Genomic DNA, 20,348 nt, shown 5'->3' with positions numbered 1-20,348 from the left:
TGGAGAATCATCGCCACCGAGCGGACGATCAGGCAGGTTGGATCTGGCCAACCGCGTCGTTGAGGTTGTTCTTCCTCGCAACCGTCAAGGGAAATCCGGTCAGGTTAAAAATTTTCGAGCGAAGTTCGACGCGCACCGCAGGCTCGTTGGCCTTCGTAGCGTTGTGAAAGTTGAAAAGTCCTTCGATTGCAGGCAGTACCGAGATCGCCATCGCTTCGATCTGCGCGTCGGTCGAGCCGGGTTCCATAGACTGGAAAATGGCGCCCAGCGCCGCTGCTAGCTTGGCGCGGAGGAGTACGCTTTCGTCGATGTTGCGCCCGGGTGAAGCGCAGCGCAGCGCGCGGACGAGTTCGGGATACTCGGCGGCCAATTGTACGCGCGTCAGCGCTGCGAGGCGATCGGCCTCGGTGCTCGCGCGCGCGGGCTTGCCCGCGCCGCTTGATGTGTCGGCATAGTAGTTCTCGATCGCGCCGCGGCGGAGAAAGAAGCAACCGAGCTGTTCGAGCCCGTCGAGCAGCACGCCGTAGCGGGTGGCTAGCGCTGTCATTTTAGCCCCGAGCTCACCAGTGAACGCGGTCGGGTCGGTTAGGAGCTGCGCTAGCGTGCAGCGACGACGCTTCACATCGGGGTCTTGCTTGTCCGACCAGTAGGGATAGGCCCCCACCGCCCCGTCGATCGCTGCGGCGTTCGCGGTGATGAGCCCGGCAAGTTCGGATCGCAGTTTGCTGTCGAGGTCGATGAGCGAGGGATGGCCGATAGCGTTGGCGATCGCAATCGCCCCGTCCGCTCCGCTGAAGTCATTCACGAGGCGGTTGTCGTCGGCGAGGGCATCGAGATCGGCAAGCACTGTCACCCGCATGCCGATTTCGGTGAAGAGCTTCCTCGCCTCGCGAAATTCCCCCTTGCCGAGCGCAGGGAGAATCTGGGTGTTTCGGGCCTCGATCTTGAGGCCGAGAAGCCGGGCGGTGCGTGCCGCGACGATCTCGTCGCTCGGCCCTTCGACGAGTAGGATACGCTCGGCGAACAGCGCCTGCCGGTGGGACAGGCTAATGCGCGCGACGAAATCTCCGAGCTTCGACGATAGGAGCAGGCCGTCGGCGGGATCGATTTGGCGGCAATCGACGTCGCCGCCAAAGAAGACGACGCCGGGAAGGTCGGCGAGCGAACGGAGGGGCAGGAACGACGGCGAGTGGGTCGAGATCAGAATACGCTTTTTGCCAGGATCGGCCCAGTCGCCCGCGACCATTTCCATCTCCTCGAGGATGAACGCCTGGAGCTGTGGGTGGAGCGAGATCTCGGGCTCGTCGACGATGAGAGTTCGTATTGTGTCGTCGTAAATCGCGGCGAGCAACGAAACAAGTTGGGTGATCCCGCTCGCCTCGAGCCCGGAGTGATAGCGAGCGTTGCCTGACATGGCGGTGAAGGACATTGCGAGCCCACCCTGACTCCACTGGAAGTCGATTCCCCGTCCGAAAAGCTGTTGCAGCCTCGTTTCGACCTTGATCCGCAGATCAGAGCGCTGATCGAGATTCATCACGTCGCCCACAACGCTCTCGATTTCGTGCCATTGGGAACGATAACTTATGTGTCCGTAAAACGCCTCGCCTTGATTTGATCCCACCCCAGGAGAATCGGTGGCCGCTCGGTACCGCTCGACCGGTCCGGTTCGACCTGCGGGGAGAAAACGGACATAGGCGGCCTCCGCGCCGCGATTTCGAAGCGCCTGCTGGATGGACCGCAACGCCCGCGTCTTGCCGCTGCCGTTGGGCCCGACGAGGGTGGTGATGCCGGGGCGGATCGTAACCGTGCCGCCGGGCTTTCCCGCTATGACGCCGAGCGGAATTGCAACGTCGGTGGCCGGAGCTGCCACAGCGGCGGTCGAAGGGACATGGATTGCGGGATCGTCGGACACGGGAACCTCTTGGGATCGAAGTCTGCTTTTAGCACTCGTCGCAGCGATGTGTTACGACCGCAATAGTATCGATAGTAGAATCGCAGATTTCGTAGTCTGGTCGCTCAAAAACCGGACGGTAAACTTGCGGCCCGGTCTATGCCGGATCGACGACGTCCGCTTTTACAGCAGACCGCCCGAAACCTGCCAATCCGCTTTCCACCCATCTCTGCCATAGAAGCTAGCTTTGGAACGGCAGCTTTTGGCGATTGATCAGCACGCCTATCCGGACCAGCAACGGCAAAGACAGCCCGGTTTCCCGGGCTGTCTTGTTTTGCATACCAATTCTATGCGCAGCTACGGATAGTCTATTCGATCACGAGCACCCAGTCGTCGTCCCGCAATCCTCGCAGACCATGCAGTGACCGCTGACTTTCATCCGCATGGAATTGCAATTGCTGCACTGGTCGCCGGTATAGCCCTTCATCTGGGCTTCGGCGCGGAGCTGGTTTTTGTCCGTCGAGGGCGGCGGGGAGGGGATGGGGGCGATCTCGGCGGCGTTGAGGGCCGTCGGGGTCGGGTCGATCTTGAGGGCGGTGGCCGAGCGCAGGGCGGTCACGGTCGAGGTCTGCATGGCCTGGACCGGGTTGAACTGCTGATCGCCGGAAACGATCATCAGGCTCTTATTGGCCACCTTGCCGCGGGTCATGCCGCGGGAGACAAAGCGCTCAGCGGGCACCGGGGCCGATGCGCTGGCCTGCGGCCGCACACCTTGCTCCTCGGCAACGCCCTTGCTGAGCGAAGTCGGACTATCCGGATTGACATGGGCGAGGTCGTTCCGGTCGAGATAGCTGACGGCCAGTTCGCGGAACACATAGTCGAGGATCGACGTGGCGTTCTTGATCCGGTCATTGCCCATCACCATGCCGGCGGGCTCGAAGCGGGTGAAGGTGAAGGCCTCCACGAACTCGTCCAGCGGCACGCCATATTGCAGGCCAAGCGAGATGGCGATGGCGAAATTGTTCATCATCGCGCGGAAGGCGGCGCCTTCCTTGTGCATGTCGATGAAGATTTCGCCGAGACGGCCATCGTCATATTCGCCGGTCCGCAGATAGACCTTGTGGCCACCGACCACGGCTTTCTGGGTATAGCCCTTGCGGCGGTCCGGCATCTTCTCGCGGTTGCGGACTTCCACTTCCCGCTCAATGATGCGTTCGACGATCTTCTCGGCAATGGCCGGCGCGCGGGCGGCGGCATTCATCGAGACCAATTCTTCGACGGCGTCCTCGTCTTCCTCGTCATCGGCCGCGGCGAGCACGGACGAATTGAGCGGCTGGCTGAGCTTGGAGCCATCGCGATAGAGCGCGTTCGCCTTGAGCGCCAGGCGCCAGGACAGCATATAGGCTTCCTTGGCGTCTTCGACCGTGGCGTCGTTGGGCATGTTGATGGTCTTGGAGATCGCGCCCGAGATGAAGGGCTGCGCAGCAGCCATCATCAGGATATGCGAGTCGACCGAGAGGTACCGCTTGCCGATCTTGCCGCAGGGGGTGGCGCAATCGAACACCGGGAGATGCTCGGCCTTGAGATGGGGCGCGCCCTCCAGGGTCATGGCGCCGCAAACATGGATATTGGCGGCTTCGATGTCCTTCTTGGAGAAGCCCAGGAAGGGCAGCAGCTCGAAGGAGAAATCGGCCATCTGCGCATCGGTAACGCCCAGCGACTTCAGGAAATCGGCACCCAGCGTCCACTGGTTGAAGACGAACTTGATGTCGAAGGCCGAAGCCATGCCCTTGTTGAGGGCCTCGATCTTGTCGTCGGTAAAGCCCTTGGCGCGCAGGGTGGACGGGTTGACTGATGGAGCCTGGTTCAGATTGCCATGGCCGACCGCATAGGCCTCCATCTCGGCAATCTGGGCTTCCGAATAGCCCAGGGTACGCAGGGCCGGGGGCACGGCGCGATTGATGATCTTGAAGTAACCGCCACCGGCGAGCTTCTTGAACTTCACCAGGGCGAAATCGGGCTCGATGCCGGTCGTGTCGCAATCCATGACCAGGCCGATGGTGCCGGTCGGGGCGATCACCGAGACCTGGGCATTGCGGTAGCCATGCTGCTCACCGAGGGCGAGAGCATTGTCCCAGGCGATCTTGGCGCGTTTGGAAAGGTTCGCGTCGATCAGCGAGCCATGGTCGAGCGGAACCGGGTTGATCGAGAGCTCTTCATAACCGGTCGCATTGCCATGGGCGGCGTTGCGATGGTTGCGGATGACGCGCAGCATATGCTTGGCGTTGCGCTTGTAATCCTTGAAGGGGCCGAGTTCCTTGGCCATTTCGGCCGAGGTGGCATAGGAAACGCCGGTCATGATGGCGGTAACGGCACCGGCAATGGCGCGGCCTTCCTCGGAGTCATAGGGAATGCCCGAGGTCATCAGCAGGCCACCGATATTGGCGTAGCCGATACCCAGCGTGCGGTATTCATAGGAACGTTCGGCAATGGCACGGCTCGGGAACTGGGCCATCATCACCGAGACTTCGAGCACGATGGTCCAGAGGCGGACAGTGTGCTCATAGGCGGCGGTGTTGAAAGTGCCGTCCTGGTTGCGATAGGGCAGCAGGTTCACCGAGGCCAAGTTACAGGCCGTATCGTCGAGGAACATATATTCCGAGCAGGGGTTCGACGCATTGATCGGACCGGCTGCGGGGGAAGTATGCCACTCGTTGATTGTGGTGTGATACTGGATGCCCGGATCCGCCGAGGCCCAGGCGGCATAGCCGACCTGTTCCCACAGATCGCGTGCCTTGAGCGTCTTGGTGACCTTGCCGGACTGGCGGGCGGTCAGGTTCCAATCGCCATCATTCTCGACAGCCCTGAGGAAATCGTCGGCGACGCGGACGGAATTGTTCGAATTCTGGCCGGACACGGTGAGATAGGCTTCGCTATCCCAATCGGTGTCATAGATGGGGAATTCGAGATCGGTATAGCCTTGCTTGGCGAACTGGATGACGCGGTAGATGTAGTTCTCCGGCACCAGCGCCTTTTTGGCAGCGCGCACTTCGCGCTTGAGGGCCGGGTTCTTGGCCACGTCGAAGCAATCATCGCCCGTGCCTTCGCAATTCACGGCGGCTTTCATGATCGCCTTGAGATGCTTGGAGACGACCTTGGAGCCGGTCACAAGGGCAGCGACCTTCTGCTCTTCCTTGACCTTCCAGTTGATATATTCCTCGATATCGGGGTGATCGATATCGATGACGACCATCTTGGCGGCGCGACGCGTGGTGCCGCCCGACTTGATGGCGCCGGCAGCGCGATCGCCGATCTTGAGGAAGCTCATCAGGCCGGAGGACTTGCCGCCGCCCGAGAGCTTTTCGCCCGAGCCGCGCAGGGCCGAGAAATTGGTGCCGGTGCCCGAACCATATTTGAACAGGCGTGCCTCGCGGACCCAGAGGTCCATAATGCCGTTTTCATTGACCAGATCGTCATTGACCGACTGGATGAAGCAGGCATGGGGCTGGGGATGCTCGTAGCTCGATTTGGACGAGACCAGCTTGTGGGTGAAGGGGTCGACGTAGAAATGGCCCTGGCCGGGGCCATCAATGCCATAGGCCCAGTGCAGGCCCGTATTGAACCATTGTGGGCTGTTCGGCGCGACGCGCTGGCTAGCCAGCATGTAGCAAAGCTCGTCGAAGAACGCCTTGGCGTCTTCCTCGGAGTCGAAATAGCCGCCCTTCCAGCCCCAATAGGTCCAGGTGCCGGCGAGCCGGTCGAAGACCTGGCGGGAATCCATTTCCGAGCCGTAGCGTTCGGCTTCCGGCAGCTTGGCGAGCGCAGCTTCGTCGGGGACGGAGCGCCACAGCCAGGAGGGAACGGAATTCTCCTCGACCTTCTTGAGCGCCTTGGCGACGCCGGCCTTGCGGAAATATTTCTGCGCAATGATATCGGCCGCGACCTGGCTCCAGGTGGCGGGAACGGCAATGTCCTCGAGCTTGAACACGACCGAACCATCGGGATTGCGAATCTCGCTCGTAGCCGAGCGGAATTCGAGGGACCCGTAACGGTCCTGGCCTTCTGTCGTAAAGCGGCGTTCAATGCGCATTGTCGTCGTAATCCCCAATGTAGCAGGCACACAAATGCCCGCGAGCCGAACCCCGGCTTCTCATCCAAATCTGTTTTGACGCTACCAACCCGGCGCCCGGTAGCCCGGACTGCCGAAACTTGCCCCGTGCCCGGACTAGGCGACGGTCTTGGTGCCGCCGCTCGCCTCCGGGTCTTGCCCGCAACTTGTATGCTGCGGCCCGTCGAAAACACTCTGCCGATTCAAACCCAGCGTCAACGGCAGAAAAACTAATTGTAGTAGTGGGGCGCTGGGCCAGAACTAACTCTAGTGGGTGTAATATGTGGATTGCGGGGAAAATCTGCAAGGCAAAATGGACCCTGCACGGGGCCGGAAGTGACTAATTTTACCCTCCCGGAAACCTTCTGCCGAAAGTCCAAAACAGCGCTCTAAAGGGGCATAGAATCTGGCACTTCAGGCGCCGCTCCGACGCCTTAATTGGCACAATTAACCATGCCGGCAGATGCGCCGAATCACGTCACAATTTAAGTCAAGTTCATTATTCCGCGGCCTGTTGGCGGTGTGGACATCCACTAGCTGTTGATCGGACGCCAGGGCTAGGCGCAAGGGCAGGTGCGTGGTACACCCCAACCACATTGCAACGCCGTTCGCGGCACGAACTTGGTTAGCGGCATGAAGGACTTCCTGCTCGAAATCTTCCGGTGGTGGCATGGCCAGACCTGGGGGACGCGCCTGTGGATCTGGCGCCACGGCGATTTGGTGGGCACCGACGAATTCGGCAACAAGTACTACCAGGACAAGAAGGCCAACCGGCGCTACGTGACCTATAACGGCCCGGCCGATGCCTCGGCGATTCCGCCCGGCTGGCATGGCTGGATGCATTTCCGGACCGATGTGGTGCCGACCGAGGCAAACTATGTGGCGCGCGCCTGGCAAAAGCCGCATGAGCCGAATTTGACCGGCACGGCTGCGGCCTACCGGCCGGATGGCAGCATGCTCAACAAGGGCGAACGTCCGCGGGTAACCGGCGACTACGACGCGTGGTCTCCCGAGTGAGAAGGCCGGCGATTTGCGCCTGACCACGTTTTCCATTCCGATGTCAGCCAAAGCGCTAGTGCCCCTTGCGGCATTGGCGCTTTTGGCTTTCACATCCCCCGGTATCGCACAGCCGATTGCCAATCCGGTCGCTACCTTTGCCGGCCTCGATAAAATCACCGGCCGCATCACCCAGTTCGATGTTTATATCGATGAGACGGTGCTTTTCGGCGCACTCGAGATCACGCCTCGCGCCTGCTACAATCGGGCGGCAACCGAAACGCAGCGGATCTCGGCGTTTCTGGAGGTCGATCAGCGAAGCCTGACAGGCACTTCCAAGCGAATCTTCACTGGCTGGATGTTCGCCGACAGCCCGGCGCTCAACGCCGTCGATCACGCCGTCTATGACGTCTGGCTGATCGATTGTAAGACGAGTTCCGAGGTTCCGCCGCCCGAGGCGCGGAACGCGCCCTGATCTATCCCTGTTTGCTTTGAATTTTTTCGGCGCCCATGTCGAAGGCGCCCAGCCCTGTTCGTCGTGACCATGCCGGGTGGCTTTGCCACCCGATCGCGAGGAGGGCGCAATGTTGCTTGGGACAAAAACGGCAGTCATTTATGGCGGAAGCGGAGCGGTTGGCGGAGCCGTGGCGAAAGCCTTTGCGCGCGAGGGTGCGCGGGTCTTCCTGGCCGCAAGGACATTGGAAGGGCTGCAGGCGGTAGCGGATGAAATCCGTGCACTGGGCGGCGAGGTAGCGGTTGCGTCCGTGGACGCCACAGACCGCGCCGCCGTCGAGCAGCACCTGGCCGCCATCGTCCGGGCAACGGGCAGGGTGCATGTCATGTTCAATGCCATCGACTGGGGCGATACCCAGGGCGCCGTGCTGACCGACATGGCGCTCGAAACCATGCTTCGCCCGGTCTATACTGCGTTGACCACCTGGTTCCACACCGGGACCGTTTATGCCAGCCACATGGCCGAAAATGGCGGCGGGGTGATTGTTGGGATTACGGCCAACGCCGCCCGTGAGGCCTATAGCCATGTTGGCGGCTTTGGCATTGCCTGCGCGGCCGTGGAGCATTTCTTGCGGCAATTGGCCGTCGAAAACGGCCCCTTCGGCGTGCGCGCCTGCTGGGTCCGCTCTCCCGGTTCACCGGATGCTCCTGGCGTACGCGCCGCCTGGCAATTGCGCGCCGACGAACAAGGCGTGACCTTCGAGGATATTTCCCGTGAATTCGGCAAGCACACGCCGCTGCGCAAAGTGACGGCCCTGGCCCAGGTCGCCGATGCGGCCGTGCTGCTGGCGAGCGATCTGGCCGCCGGAATGACCGCCACCGTGGCAAATGCCACCGGTGGAGCCCAGGTCGACTGACTAAAGGTTCAACAGGAGGAAAACACGCATGCTTACCCTACCCGAAATTGTCGACCGTCCGGCCCAGCCTTACGCCTTCATCACGTTCACCGTGCGGATGGATCAGATGACCGAGCCGGCCGATAAGGGCTTTCCTGCCCTTTTTGCCTGGCTGGGACAGCACGGCATCGAACCGGTCGGCGCCCCATTCTACAATTACCGCCGGATCAACATGAGCAAGACGCTCGATGTCGAGGCCGGCATCCCCATTGCCAGACTGATTGCTGGCGAAGGGCAGGTCGAAACCGGAACCTTGCCCGCCGGCAAATTCGTCACGCTCGACTGGATCGGCCACTATGACGGGCTCATGGGCGCAACCACCATGCTGATTGGCTGGGTGCGGCTGACCCAGGTCGAGCTGGACATGACCACGCAGGGCGAAGACGATCATTTTGCTTGCCGGCTCGAAATCTATGAGACTGACCCGAGTGCGGAGCCGGATGTGGAGAAATGGCGGACGCAGCTGGCGTTCAAGATCAAGAATTGACGGAGATCGGAGTACCCCCTCCTAGCCTCCCCCTGACAGGGGGAGGATCTCTCCACTCTTAAGGCTGGATCCGAGTTCAAACCACAAGGCGATCCCTCCCCCTATCAGGGGGAGGCTAGGAGGGGGTACTCCGATGCCCGGTCAAAACAGCTCGTCCAGCATCCTGTAATAAGCCATTCGTTCGCGGTCCGGCGCGGATACGCCATAGGCGTCGAGAAAGGCATCGGCCGCAGCGGCGTCGAGATTGTAGACGAGGCTGCGATGGGCCAGGGCCAAATCCTGGTAGCGGTCGGCTATGCCCAGCCGGCCGCAATCGATAAAGCCGGTAAAGACGCCGTTTTCCGCCAGAAGATTGGGCAGGCAGGCATCGCCGTGGCAGACGACGAGGTCCTCGCCGGAAGGCGTGGTTTGCTGCAGCGCGTCAAAGACGGCGGCGGCAGTCCAGCCCGAGCGGCTGTCATCGAAATCGTCCTCATCGACCAGGCCCGCCGCGACCCGCGCTGCGCCGAGTGTCAATTTCCGTTCCAGACGAAGATCGAAGGGGCAATCGGCGATATCGATAGCATGCAGCCGGCGCAGTGCCTCGGCGTAGAGCTGGATCAGGCGATCGGGCGCGATCGGGCCGGATGCGAGATCATGCCCCGGCAGGGCACTCATGAGCAGCCATTGCCATTCCGCATGCTCGGTAACATCGATTATGCGCGGACAGGGAACGCCGTGCTGCGCCATCCACGCCAGGCGCGCAATTTCGCCCGGTAGCTCAGCCAGCGGAGCCTGCCGCTCGCCTTTGAGGAACAGCGGGGTTTGGTCCGGCGGCGAGAGCCGGTAGACCACAGCGCTGGACTGGCCAATCGTCTGGCGTTGCCAGCGGGCGCCTCCATAATGGGCGGCCCAGGCCGGTGGTATGTCTTGCGGCGTCATCGCTCGTCATTGTCCCAGGCGTGCCAATCGCCCTTCATTTCCAGGGCTTCGGCCAACCGCTCTTCATATTCCGCGCGGGGAATTTCGATGCCGCCCAGGGAAACAAGGTGATCGGTGACGAATTGGGTGTCGAGCAGCACGAAACCGCCGGCATTGAGGCGCTCCACCAGATGGGCCATCGCCATTTTGCTGGCATTGGTGGCGCGGTGAAACATGGATTCCCCAAAAAATGCACCACCAATTGCCAGGCCATAAAGGCCACCCACCAGATCTGGACCGTCCCAGACCTCGACGGTGTGGGCAATGCCGCGGCGGAACAGCTCGCCATAGACGGAGCGGATCGTTGCATTGATCCAGGTGGAGTGCCGGTCCTTGCCAACCGTGGCACAGCCTTCGATCACCGCCGGGAAGTCGGTATCGACGCGAATGGCAAAAGAACTTTTGCGCATCGCCTTGCGCAGGCTGGTGCTGAGCTGGAAGCCATCAAGCGGAATGATGCCGCGCTGCTCCGGGCTGACCCAGAACAAATCCTCGTCTGCGGCATCTTCGGCCATGGGAAAAATGCCGGCGCGATAGGCGCGCACGATCAATTCCGGCGTAATCTCGACATCGAAGGGATTGGGCCGCGACATGGACGATCCTTGAAACAGAAAGGGCGCCGCAGCGCCCCCTCCATCAAACTTTGTTCTCGGCCAGATACTTTTCAAGCCAGTGAATGTCGTAATTGCCCGCCAGGATATCGGGTTCCTTGATGAGACGCTGGAACAGGGGCAGGGTGGTCTTGACCCCGTCGACCACGAATTCATCGACCGCGCGGCGCAGGCGCTGCAGGCACTCTTCGCGAGTGCGGCCATAGACGATGAGCTTGCCGATCAGCGAGTCGTAATAGGGCGGGATTTTGTAGCCCTGATAGACGGCGGAATCGACACGCACCCCGACGCCACCCGCAGGGTGATAAAAGGTGATCGTGCCCGGCGAGGGCGCAAAGGTCTGTGGGTCTTCCGCATTGATGCGCACCTCGATGGCATGGCCATAGAATTGCACATTGTCCTGCGTCAGCGAGAGCTTCTCGCCCGAGGCCACGCGGATCTGCTCGTAGACGATATCGATGCCGGTGATGCGCTCGGTGACCGGGTGCTCCACCTGCAGGCGCGTGTTCATTTCGATGAAATAGAACTCGCCATTCTCGTAGAGGAATTCGATCGTGCCGGCACCCGAATAGGAGAGCTTGCGCATCGCGGCGGCGCAGATTTCGCCGATCTTGTCGCGTTCTTCCGGCAGAATCGTCGGGCCACCGGCCTCTTCCCAGACCTTCTGGTGGCGGCGCTGCAGCGAGCAGTCGCGTACGCCCAGATGCACGGCATTGCCCTGGCCATCGCCCAGCACCTGCACCTCGATATGGCGCGGCTTGCCGAGATACTTTTCCATATAGACGGAATCGTTGCCGAATGCGGCCTTGGCTTCCGAACGCGCCGTCGACCAGGCGATCAGCAGGTCCTTTTCGGTCAGCGCGACCTTCATGCCGCGCCCGCCGCCGCCGGCCGTCGCCTTGATCAGCACCGGATAGCCGATTTCCTTGGCGGTCCGCAGCGCATCCTGCTCCGTATCGACGGCGCCGGCCGATCCGGGAACCACCGGAATGCCGAGTTCGACGGCAGTCTTCTTGGCGGTGATCTTGTCGCCCATAATCTCGATATGGTGCGCCGACGGGCCGATGAAGGTAACGTTGTGCTCGGTCAGTATTTTGGCGAAACGGGCATTCTCGGACAAAAAGCCATAGCCCGGATGCACGGCGTCGGCACCAGTGATCTCGCAGGCCGCCATGATGGCGGGGATGTTGAGATAGCTGTCCTTGGCCGCATTGGGGCCGATGCAGACGCTTTCGTCAGCCAGGCGCACATGCATGGCATTGGCGTCGGCGGTGGAATGCACCGCCACGGTCTGGATGCCGAGCTCCTTGCACGCGCGCAGGATACGCAGCGCAATCTCGCCGCGATTGGCGATGAGGACCTTCTGGAACATGGAAGTTCCCCCTTACTCGATGACGACGAGCGGCTCGCCATATTCGACGGGCTGTGCATCATCGACCAGAATGCGGGTGACGGTGCCCGAGCGATGCGCCGGAATCTGGTTCATGGTCTTCATCGCCTCGATGATCAGCACGGTCTGACCTTCGGAGACCTTGGTGCCGATATCGGCGAAAGGCGGCTTGCCGGGCTCAGGCGAGCGATAGGCGGTGCCGACCATGGGGGAGGTGAGGGTGCCCGGATTGGACGAAAGGTCTTCGACCGCGGGCGCTGCGGCAGCCGGCACCGAGCCGGCAGGAGCAATCGAGGCCGGGCCCGGGGCCGGCTGCGCATAATGCACCGGCGGGGCCGCGTAGGTCACGCCTTCATTGGCGTAGGAGCGGGTGACGCGGACCCGGAAGTCCTCCTGCTCGATCTCGATCTCGGCGAGGTTTTCCTTGTTGAGCAGTTCGGCAATGGATCGGATCAGATCCTGATCCACTTGCGATGACTTGGTCATTCTTTTCGGTCTCCCGCGTTTTCCGCGTCGAAGCGTTATTTGAGTTTTTCGGCCAAAGCGTGGAGCGCCAGTTTATACCCCGCCGCCCCGAAGCCGCAAATGACGCCATAGGCGACGGCCGAGACATAGGAGTGATGCCGGAATGGCTCACGCTGATGGATGTTGGACAGATGCACTTCGGCGACCGGCAGGCCAACCGCCTTGAGGGCATCGTGAATGGCGACAGAAGTATGCGAATAGGCGGCCGGATTGATCAGGATCGCATCGGCGCCGTTGCGGGCCTCTTGAATCCAGGTGACCAGTTCGCCCTCATGATTGGACTGGCGGAAATCGACCGCAAGGCGCAGCTCATCTCCTGCCGACCGGCAGAGGGCCTCGATATCGCTGAGCGTGGTGCGCCCATAGATTTCAGGCTCGCGCATGCCGAGCAGATTGAGGTTCGGGCCGTTGAGGACGAGAACGCGCTTTGCCATTATTTTTGCCTTGTGCACCGGCCATTCCGGCCGACGCAAGGCCGGTTACACGAAATGCACCGAAAAGGCAAAAAACCTGCGCTTTCTGGAAAGCTCACCCTTGGCACTGCGCCTCGCCGCATTCGCGTATATTGGCGATCCTCGAACGCAGCTCATCGATGCCGATGGCGCCCGGAATGATCTCATTGCCGATGATATATGTCGGTGTGCCGGTGATATTGAGCGCCTTGGCAATCTCGTAGGAGGTCTGGATGGCCTGCGAAACGCGGGGCTCGCCCATCTGCATCTCGAGGTTTACCGGGCTCAGGCCCAGTTCGCTTGCCGCGGCGAGCGCCACGCCCTTGTCGACCTGGCCGCGGCTCGAAAACAGCGCTTCGTGAAAGCTCCAGTAGTCAACATCGGCCTTGCCCACCAAGACCGCGATCCGCGCGGCGTCGATGGATTCGTTGGAGAGAATGGGAAATTCCTTGAGTACCACGCGCAGGTTCGGGTCCTCGGCCAACAGGGTTGCCAGATCGGGCAGGGCGCTGCGGCAATAGCCGCAATTATAGTCGAAGAACTCGACCAGCGTCACATCGCCATCGGGATTGCCGAGCACGACCTGGTCGGGATCGTTGAAAATCTTGTCGCGCATGGAGGCAATGGCCGTAGTGGCCTGCTGGCGTTGCTCGCCTTGCAGCGTGCTGTCGAGCGCTACGGACATGCGCTGCAGGATTTTGGGGTCGCTCATCAGATAGTCTTCGATGAGCGGATTGAGTTCCGCCGGGTCGATGGCCGCCACAGCCTGCGCCGGTTCGGCCGCGGCCCGTGCTGCCAATGCCTCATCCACAATTGCCCGAACCGCCACCGCATCGGTCTGTGGTGCGGGCTTGTTGAAGACCGAATAGCCAAGCGCTCCCGCCAGAATGCCCACAAGGGCGACAAGGGCAAGGGTAACGCGCGACATAGGGCTGGCTCCGGCTAGTTGGTTTTCTGCCTTCTAGCAGAGGTTTGCGCAGAATAGCAGCCGGGGATGAAGAGACCGTTCGCCTCATCACCAATTGTTGTTGAGACGCAACGCTGTTCGGGCTAGGCCGGATGCAACACTGGAGCCCGTTATGACCGAAGCGCCCGCCGATGGCCTCATGCCATTCCATGCCATGGAAATATTGAAGCGCGCCAAGGCGATCGAGGCGTCCGGACGCATGGTGTGTCATCTCGAAGTCGGCGAGCCCGGCGCTCCGCCGGCCCCGAAGGTGATCGAGGCGGTGCGCCGCGTGTTGCCCGATGCCCATGGCTATACCAATGCCAAGGGGCTGGGCGAACTGCGCGAGGGACTGACGGCCTACTATTCCGCCCAGCACGCTGTTTCGGTCGACCCCGATTCGATTATCTGCACGATGGGTTCATCGGCAGGCTTCATCCTGGCCTTCCATACCGCGTTCCGGCCCGGCGCCCGCATCGCCATCACCCGGCCCGGCTATCCGGCCTATGTGAACACGCTTCTGGGGCTTGGCTTCGGCATTGCCGAAATCCCGCTGACAGCCGCCAATGGCTGGCGCCTGACCGGCGCCGATATTGCGGCCGCTCATGCGCGAGAACCCTTTGACGGGCTGCTGTTTGCCAGTCCCGCCAATCCAACCGGCGCCAGCGTCGACGGGGCAGGGCTCGCTGATATCGTCGTGACCTGCAAGCGGCTGGGCGTAAGGCTGATTTCCGACGAGATCTACCATGGGCTCGACTATCGCGGCCCCTCAGTCAGCGCGCTCGAGCTGACGCGCGACGCCATCATCATCAACAGCTTCTCGAAATATTACTGCATGACCGGCTGGCGCATTGGCTGGATGGTGCTGCCGGACGAGCTGATCCGCCGTGCGGAGATTCTGCAGCAGAACCTGTTCATTTCGGCACCGACGCTGAGCCAGATCGCGGCAACGGCTGCCCTGGCCGAGCGAGATTATGCCGAGGAGCAAAAGGCGGGCTATGCGGTCAACCGGGCGCTGCTGGATGCAGGGCTGCATGATCTGGGCTTTGAGATCGGCAGTCCCTCGGATGGCGCTTTCTACGCCTATGCCGGAATTGGCAGGTTTTCCAACGACTCCATGGCGTTTTGTGAATCGATGCTTGAGGCCGCCGGCGTAGCCATAACCCCCGGCATCGACTTCGACAGGACCGACGGCAATGGCTATGTCCGGTTCTCCTATGCCGGCAAACGTGAGAGCATCGAAGTGGCGTTGGAGCGGATGCGGAAGTTTCTCGCTTAAATGACCGTCAAAACCGGGTGGAGATTCGCCGCGGGCTTTGCCGAGCCGGTCGGTATGTAACCAGACAAGGATCAGCAATGTCGCAGACCGCCAAAGCCAGTCAGTTCGCCAGCCTGCACGTGCCGGGCAACCCGCTGGTCATCTACAACGCATGGGATGCCGGCAGCGCCATCGCCATTGCGGCGGCGGGTGCCAAGGCTATCGGCACCGGAAGTTGGTCGGTGGCAGCCGCGCAGGGCTATCAGGACGGCCAGGCCCTGCCATTGGCTCTTCTCGAACAGGTTGCTGGACGCATCGTGGCCAGTGTCGATCTGCCGGTGAGCATCGACTTCGAAGGCGCCTATGCGGAAGCGCCGCAAGAGGCGGCCGCGAATGTCATGCGGCTGATTGCATTAGGTGTCGTCGGCATCAATTTCGAGGACCAGGTCGTCGACAGGGGCGACGCCGTCTATCCCATTACCGACCAGCAGGCGCGGATCGATGCGATCCGGACTGCCGCCAGCACAGTGCTGCCGGACTTCTTTATCAATGCGCGAACCGATCTGTTCCTGCAGGCGCCGGCCGATCGCCACGCCGGTTTGGTGGGCGAGGCGATCGAGCGCGGCAAGGCCTATAAGGCTGCGGGCGCCAGTGGGTTCTTCGTTCCAGGATTGGCTGATCCCGGGCTGATTGGCACGGTGTGCCGCGAGGTGGCTTTGCCGGTCAATGTTATGAAGTCATCCGGCGTGCCCGGACATTCCGAGCTCGGAGCATTGGGCGTCGCCCGCATCAGCTACGGGCCAGGGCCCTATCGTAAGGCCATGACCGAGCTGACCAGGCAGGCCGCAGACGTCTTTGCCTAGCGCGGATTTTCCGCCCGGCTGAAGACACGCAGCACATAGCCATCTGGATCACGCGCGGCGAAGGTAAAGCCGAAATCCATATCGGTGGGCTCCTGCACGATGGTAGCGCCGCGCTGCTTCCATGTCGCGTAGGTGGCGCTGACGGCGTCCTTGTCGGGTTCGCTGAACGTCACCTCGACGCCGCCGGGGGGCAGGGGCCGGGGCACCATCTCGTCCTTGATCCACAGCCCTAATTTGATGCCATTGGGCAGCACGTAGAGCACAAAGGTCGGTGCTTTCTGCACAGGCTCCTGGCCCAGCAGGCGCGAATAGAACGTCTCGCTCTTGGGCGGATCGGCAACGGCCAGCAGCAGATAGTTCAATGTGGTCATCACGACCTCCTTTTCTGATGGAGGTCAGTCTAGGGCCATGGACTGTCAGTTTTCGGCAGTGGTCCTAGGGCCAATCGACATTCAGCTGATGCTAGCCTGAGTGAATGTCGATTGGCCCTAGAGGTGCTTGCCGGTGTAGATGGCACGCCATTCCCGCAGCATGACGGCCCGGCGCTTGGGATAGCGTTCGGCCAGCCGCTCGATGTTTTCGATCAGGTCGATGCGGAAATGCCGATAGTCCTGGCGCAGTTCGCACCAACCCGCAACGATCCTGGCGTCCTCAAAGAAACCGATCAGGAACGGCCAGATCGTCCTGGTCGAGAGGTCGCCGCCCAGACTGCGATAGCGGATGCGCAGCTTGTATTCGCCACGAATTGCCAGCCGGATTTCCGCGGCGTCGATGCGATCTGCATTGCTGCTACGGCGCACCAACAAGTTCGTCGCCTCGACGCGGTCGCGTAAATCGGCAGGCAATACCGCCGTGATCTTGCTGAGGGCCTGCTGGGCAGAAGCGCTGAGCCGGCCATCCGACGAGCGCGCAGCCACCCATCGAGACCCCAGGACCAAAGCCTCGATCTCGTCGGCGCTGAACATCAGCGGCGGCAGGGTAAAGCCGGGCCGCAATATATAGCCCAGCCCCGGTTCGCCCTGAATATCAGCGCCTTGCGCCTGCAGGGTCGCTATATCGCGATAGAATGTACGAATGGAAATGCCCAGCTCGGCGGCGAGGTCCTGACCACTCACCGGCACGGTGCGGTTGCGCAGGGCCTGCAACAGATCGAGCAATCGGGCGGCGCGAGACATGTTTCAAAGCCCAGGAAAACGAAAGGCGGCATGAATGCCGCCTTTCTAAAGCTTATGACTGGCTTCGCCTAGCCGAGGCCGAGGCGGCGCTGCCACCAGCCGACCTTCTTCTTTTCCGGCTCCTCTGGCGTCTCGCCTTCGGCCTTGGGCGTGCTTGATGACACCACGATGCCTTCAGCAGGCAGTTCCTTCTTCACCCGGCGCGGCTTGGGCGCTTCGGCCGCAGGTTCGGGCGCAGCGGCAGCCGGAGCTGCTGCAACCGGAGCGGCTTCCGCCACGGTCGCGGCCGGTGCAGCCTCGGCCGGCGCGGCTTCCGCTACCTCAGCCTTGGGCTTGCGGGCGCGCGGCTTCCGCTTGGGTTTCTCGTCGGCTACCGGGGTTTCCTCCGGTGCTGCTTCAACAACAGCGACCTCAGCCACGGCTATCTCGGCAGGCACTTCGGCGGTCTTGCGGGGCCGGCGGGTCCGCTTCGGCTTCTCGGCCGGTGCTTCGGCGACAGGCTCAGCCTCTACCGCGACGGGCTCAGGAGCGGGAGCAGGTGCGGCCTCGGCCACAGTCTCGCTAGCGGCTTCGACGGGCTCGGCATCGCCGGCAGTCGCGGGCGAAGTCTCGCTGCCCTCGGTGCCTTCCTCGCCATCGCGACGATTGCGGCGGCCGCCACGGCGACCGCGACGGCGGCGCTTGCGCGGCTCGTCATCGGCACGGGCATCCGAAGATGCGGAAGCGGCGGTCTCGTCGCCCTCTTCACCCTCATCGTCGCCTTCTTCGGCGTCGCTCTCGGCTGCTGGCTGCTGGGCTGCACGCTGCTGCGGCGGGCGCTGACCACCGTCGTCACCACGCTCGCCACCACGACGGCGGCGGCGACGGCGGCGACGGCCTTCGCCCGTTTCCGAAGCCTGCTTTTCGCCGGCCTCGGCCGTTGCTTCTTCCTCCTCGTCCTCGACGATATCGTCATCGGCGCTGTCATCGATGACCGCACTGTCGACACGGACATGTTCGGCCACGCGCTGATCGGCATAGGCCGAGACGCGGGCCTCACCCTTTTCGATGGCGAACTGGTGACCGGTCATCTTGCCGTCGGCAGTGATGGTGATCGAGAGATGGTTGCGGATTTCCAGCGCCGTCAACGTGTCGCGCTTGAAGTTGAGGATATAGAGCGCGACATCGATCGGCACGCGCACATTGATCGACTGCCCCTGGCGGCGCAGCACGTGATCCTCGATATGGCGCATGATCATCAGCGCCAGGGATTCGGTGGAACGCACCAGGCCCGTGCCATCGCAGATCGGGCACTTATGGGTGGAGCTTTCGACGACGCCAAAGCGGATGCGCTGGCGGCTCATTTCCATCAGGCCGAAATGGCTGATGCGGCCAACCTGGATGCGGGCGCGGTCGTCCTTGAGGCAATCCTTGAGCTTGCGCTCGACGGCGCGGTTGCTCCGGTTCTCCATCATGTCGATGAAGTCGATGACGATCAGGCCGGCCAGATCGCGCAGGCGGAGCTGGCGGCTGACTTCCTCGGCGGCTTCCAGATTGGTCTGGAGCGCGGTGTCCTCGATATTGTGCTCCTTGGTGGAGCGGCCCGAGTTCACGTCGATGGAAACGAGCGCTTCGGTCGGATTGATCACGATATAGCCGCCCGAGGGCAGGGTGACCGTGGGGGAGAACATCGAGTCGAGCTGGGCTTCGATGCCATATTTGGAGAACAGCGGCTGATCTTCCTTGTAGAGCTGCACGTTTTTGGCGTGGCTCGGCATGATCATCCGCATGAAGTCCTTGGCCTCGCGATAGGCGTCATCGCCCGCGACCTGAACTTCGTCGATGTCCTTGTTGTAGAGATCGCGAATGGTGCGCTTGATCAGCGAGCCTTCCTCATAGACCAGGCACGGCGCCTGGCTCTTGAGGGTCAGTTCGCGCACGCTTTCCCAGAGGCGCATCAGATATTCGAAGTCGCGCTTGACCTCGGCCTTGGTGCGCGAAGCGCCGGCCGTGCGCAGAATGACGCCCATGCCCTGCGGCACCTCGAGATCGCTGGTGATCTCCTTGAGGCGCTTGCGGTCGGCGGCATTGGTGATCTTGCGGGAAATGCCGCCGCCACGGGCGGTATTGGGCATCAGCACCGAATAGCGGCCGGCCAGCGACAGATAGGTCGTCAGAGCCGCGCCCTTATTGCCGCGCTCTTCCTTGACCACCTGCACCAGCATGACCTGACGGCGCTTGATCACTTCCTGGATCTTGTAGTGACGGCGATTCTGGCTCTGGCGGCGGCGCTCGGGAACTTCCTCAAGCGCATCCGCCCCGCCGATCGACTCGACAGGTTCGGTATTGGCCGGGGCCTGCTCGATATGGCTGGCGCCTTCCATGTCCTGGGTATCGGTATCAGCGTCCGGCTCGGTCACGCCTTCGGGCAGGGAAATATGCTCCTCACCCGCCTCGTCATGGTGATCGTCGTCCTCGTGCTCTTCGCGCAGCAGGGCTTCGCGGTCGGCAACGGGGATCTGGTAATAATCGGGGTGGATTTCGCTGAAAGCGAGGAAGCCGTGGCGGTTGCCGCCGTATTCGATGAAAGCGGCCTGCAGCGAGGGCTCTACGCGCGTAACCTTGGCGAGGTAGATATTGCCCCGCAACTGGCGGCGGGTCGCCGATTCGAAATCGAACTCCTCGAGCCTGTTACCCGCTGTGACGACAATCCGTGTTTCTTCCGGGTGGATGGCATCCACCAGCATTCTCTTGGTAGCCATAGTAAACTCCGCGCGCTCGCGCGCCGACAAGAGGCCGCCGGTCAACCGGCATCCTTCTCATGGTGCTGTGCGAGGCGAATGGTTTGAAGGTAAAGGCGCGCGAAACGGAGGTGTCGGGCGCGCCGGCATAAATGGTCATGGCCGGAAGATGCAGCGTGGCAAAACGGCAATCGTTCACGTCGATCGCGTCGCGTTTTGTCCGCATGCGGGCCATCTGACCTCTTCCTATTGGGCCGCTCGCATCCATAAAATGCCAGCAGCCGTCCGGTCCGAGCGGACCGAAATTTGTCGAGAAGCGCAGGATTTGCCGCTTCTGAACCAGCCTCCGGGAAGTCTCTTCGCCCCGGTGCCGGCCCACTTCCTGTCCCAATGTCGTCAGCCTCTAGCCAACGCGAACTGGTGCCGCAGGAAGCTTGCGCCTCATCTATAGCGTGTAGGGGTGTTGCAACAGATTGGCAACAGGAAAGTCAAAAAGCGCATGCCGCCTACTTTTCGAACACCCTTTATTGGCCGCCTCGGCAAATCATCGCATAAGT

17 protein-coding genes are annotated in these 20,348 nt (G+C 61.9%); 6 read left to right on the top strand and 11 right to left on the bottom strand.

Features of this window, described 5'->3' with window-relative positions; genetic code table 11:
• Positions 1-28 precede the first annotated feature (28 nt).
• Positions 29-1,912, bottom strand: coding sequence for an ATP-dependent nuclease (locus tag QQL79_RS08120; RefSeq protein ID WP_284389683.1), 1,884 nt, complete (start codon positions 1,910-1,912; stop codon positions 29-31).
• 355 nt (positions 1,913-2,267) lie between these two features.
• Entirely contained in the window at positions 2,268-5,981 is a 3,714-nt protein-coding gene (locus tag QQL79_RS08115) for a vitamin B12-dependent ribonucleotide reductase (protein ID WP_284389680.1), read from the bottom strand.
• A 651-nt stretch (positions 5,982-6,632) separates the two neighbouring features.
• Between QQL79_RS08115 and QQL79_RS08110 the strand changes: the two genes are divergently transcribed.
• From QQL79_RS08110 to QQL79_RS08095, 4 genes are all read left to right on the top strand, one after another.
• On the top strand, positions 6,633-7,016 hold the full coding sequence (locus QQL79_RS08110; RefSeq protein ID WP_284389678.1) for an NADH:ubiquinone oxidoreductase subunit NDUFA12: 384 nt from the start codon (positions 6,633-6,635) through the stop codon (positions 7,014-7,016).
• A gap of 13 nt (positions 7,017-7,029) precedes the next feature.
• On the top strand, positions 7,030-7,470 hold the full coding sequence (locus QQL79_RS08105) for a DUF2155 domain-containing protein (protein WP_370461193.1): 441 nt from the start codon (positions 7,030-7,032) through the stop codon (positions 7,468-7,470).
• 109 nt (positions 7,471-7,579) lie between these two features.
• Complete coding sequence (locus QQL79_RS08100; protein ID WP_284389677.1) at positions 7,580-8,365, top strand: SDR family NAD(P)-dependent oxidoreductase; 786 nt, start codon at positions 7,580-7,582, stop codon at positions 8,363-8,365.
• A 28-nt stretch (positions 8,366-8,393) separates the two neighbouring features.
• Positions 8,394-8,891, top strand: coding sequence for a GyrI-like domain-containing protein (locus QQL79_RS08095; protein WP_284389675.1), 498 nt, complete (start codon positions 8,394-8,396; stop codon positions 8,889-8,891).
• A gap of 141 nt (positions 8,892-9,032) precedes the next feature.
• On the opposite strand, the gene QQL79_RS08090 is transcribed toward QQL79_RS08095, so the two are convergent.
• From QQL79_RS08090 to QQL79_RS08065, 6 genes are all read right to left on the bottom strand, one after another.
• Positions 9,033-9,812, bottom strand: a complete 780-nt coding sequence (locus tag QQL79_RS08090) for an APH(3') family aminoglycoside O-phosphotransferase (RefSeq protein ID WP_284389673.1) — start codon at positions 9,810-9,812, stop codon at positions 9,033-9,035.
• A complete protein-coding gene (gene aat / locus QQL79_RS08085; protein WP_284389671.1) occupies positions 9,809-10,444 on the bottom strand; it encodes a leucyl/phenylalanyl-tRNA--protein transferase in 636 nt (211 codons plus the stop codon). Before aat ends, QQL79_RS08090 begins: the two co-directional genes overlap by 4 nt.
• A gap of 43 nt (positions 10,445-10,487) precedes the next feature.
• Positions 10,488-11,834, bottom strand: coding sequence for an acetyl-CoA carboxylase biotin carboxylase subunit (accC, locus tag QQL79_RS08080; protein WP_284389670.1), 1,347 nt, complete (start codon positions 11,832-11,834; stop codon positions 10,488-10,490).
• Between the two features lie 12 nt (positions 11,835-11,846).
• The gene (accB, locus tag QQL79_RS08075; protein ID WP_284389668.1) at positions 11,847-12,338 is read right to left on the bottom strand and encodes an acetyl-CoA carboxylase biotin carboxyl carrier protein; all 492 of its coding nucleotides are present in this window, start codon (positions 12,336-12,338) and stop codon (positions 11,847-11,849) included.
• A gap of 35 nt (positions 12,339-12,373) precedes the next feature.
• Positions 12,374-12,811: a type II 3-dehydroquinate dehydratase gene (gene aroQ, locus QQL79_RS08070; RefSeq protein WP_284389666.1), complete on the bottom strand. Its 438-nt coding sequence runs from the start codon at positions 12,809-12,811 to the stop codon at positions 12,374-12,376.
• 94 nt (positions 12,812-12,905) lie between these two features.
• Positions 12,906-13,757, bottom strand: coding sequence for a DsbA family protein (locus tag QQL79_RS08065; protein WP_284389664.1), 852 nt, complete (start codon positions 13,755-13,757; stop codon positions 12,906-12,908).
• A 151-nt stretch (positions 13,758-13,908) separates the two neighbouring features.
• Between QQL79_RS08065 and QQL79_RS08060 the strand changes: the two genes are divergently transcribed.
• Both QQL79_RS08060 and QQL79_RS08055 read left to right on the top strand, forming a co-directional pair.
• Positions 13,909-15,054 (top strand): pyridoxal phosphate-dependent aminotransferase, encoded by a 1,146-nt coding sequence (locus tag QQL79_RS08060; protein ID WP_284389662.1) that lies wholly within the window; start codon positions 13,909-13,911, stop codon positions 15,052-15,054.
• A 77-nt stretch (positions 15,055-15,131) separates the two neighbouring features.
• Entirely contained in the window at positions 15,132-15,896 is a 765-nt protein-coding gene (locus QQL79_RS08055; RefSeq protein WP_284389659.1) for an isocitrate lyase/PEP mutase family protein, read from the top strand.
• On the opposite strand, the gene QQL79_RS08050 is transcribed toward QQL79_RS08055, so the two are convergent.
• The 3 genes from QQL79_RS08050 to QQL79_RS08040 form a co-directional block, all read right to left on the bottom strand.
• Positions 15,893-16,267 carry a VOC family protein gene (locus tag QQL79_RS08050; RefSeq protein WP_284389657.1) on the bottom strand — a complete coding sequence of 125 codons (375 nt, stop codon included), beginning with the start codon at positions 16,265-16,267 and terminating at the stop codon, positions 15,893-15,895. The genes QQL79_RS08055 and QQL79_RS08050 overlap by 4 nt on opposite strands.
• Before the next feature lie 117 nt (positions 16,268-16,384).
• On the bottom strand, positions 16,385-17,071 hold the full coding sequence (locus QQL79_RS08045; RefSeq protein WP_284389656.1) for a helix-turn-helix transcriptional regulator: 687 nt from the start codon (positions 17,069-17,071) through the stop codon (positions 16,385-16,387).
• 68 nt (positions 17,072-17,139) lie between these two features.
• Entirely contained in the window at positions 17,140-19,812 is a 2,673-nt protein-coding gene (locus QQL79_RS08040; protein WP_284389654.1) for an Rne/Rng family ribonuclease, read from the bottom strand.
• Positions 19,813-20,348: the final 536 nt, after the last annotated feature.

Origin of the sequence: Devosia yakushimensis, from assembly GCF_030159855.1 — a bacterium.
Taxonomy (GTDB): domain Bacteria; phylum Pseudomonadota; class Alphaproteobacteria; order Rhizobiales; family Devosiaceae; genus Devosia; species Devosia yakushimensis.
This window is presented reverse-complemented; position numbering and strand designations above follow the sequence as displayed.

What these genes read in the sequence shown, in the direction of transcription:
- QQL79_RS08115 (WP_284389680.1), bottom strand. Translation starts at nt 5,981, where the DNA reads ATGCGCATTGAACGCCGCTTTACGACAGAAGGCCAGGACCGTTACGGG.
- QQL79_RS08110 (WP_284389678.1), top strand. Translation starts at nt 6,633, where the DNA reads ATGAAGGACTTCCTGCTCGAAATCTTCCGGTGGTGGCATGGCCAGACC.
- QQL79_RS08100 (WP_284389677.1), top strand. Translation starts at nt 7,580, where the DNA reads ATGTTGCTTGGGACAAAAACGGCAGTCATTTATGGCGGAAGCGGAGCG.
- QQL79_RS08095 (WP_284389675.1), top strand. Translation starts at nt 8,394, where the DNA reads ATGCTTACCCTACCCGAAATTGTCGACCGTCCGGCCCAGCCTTACGCC.
- QQL79_RS08090 (WP_284389673.1), bottom strand. Translation starts at nt 9,812, where the DNA reads ATGACGCCGCAAGACATACCACCGGCCTGGGCCGCCCATTATGGAGGC.
- aat (WP_284389671.1), bottom strand. Translation starts at nt 10,444, where the DNA reads ATGTCGCGGCCCAATCCCTTCGATGTCGAGATTACGCCGGAATTGATC.
- accC (WP_284389670.1), bottom strand. Translation starts at nt 11,834, where the DNA reads ATGTTCCAGAAGGTCCTCATCGCCAATCGCGGCGAGATTGCGCTGCGT.
- accB (WP_284389668.1), bottom strand. Translation starts at nt 12,338, where the DNA reads ATGACCAAGTCATCGCAAGTGGATCAGGATCTGATCCGATCCATTGCC.
- aroQ (WP_284389666.1), bottom strand. Translation starts at nt 12,811, where the DNA reads ATGGCAAAGCGCGTTCTCGTCCTCAACGGCCCGAACCTCAATCTGCTC.
- QQL79_RS08065 (WP_284389664.1), bottom strand. Translation starts at nt 13,757, where the DNA reads ATGTCGCGCGTTACCCTTGCCCTTGTCGCCCTTGTGGGCATTCTGGCG.
- QQL79_RS08060 (WP_284389662.1), top strand. Translation starts at nt 13,909, where the DNA reads ATGACCGAAGCGCCCGCCGATGGCCTCATGCCATTCCATGCCATGGAA.
- QQL79_RS08055 (WP_284389659.1), top strand. Translation starts at nt 15,132, where the DNA reads ATGTCGCAGACCGCCAAAGCCAGTCAGTTCGCCAGCCTGCACGTGCCG.
- QQL79_RS08050 (WP_284389657.1), bottom strand. Translation starts at nt 16,267, where the DNA reads ATGACCACATTGAACTATCTGCTGCTGGCCGTTGCCGATCCGCCCAAG.
- QQL79_RS08045 (WP_284389656.1), bottom strand. Translation starts at nt 17,071, where the DNA reads ATGTCTCGCGCCGCCCGATTGCTCGATCTGTTGCAGGCCCTGCGCAAC.
- QQL79_RS08040 (WP_284389654.1), bottom strand. Translation starts at nt 19,812, where the DNA reads ATGGCTACCAAGAGAATGCTGGTGGATGCCATCCACCCGGAAGAAACA.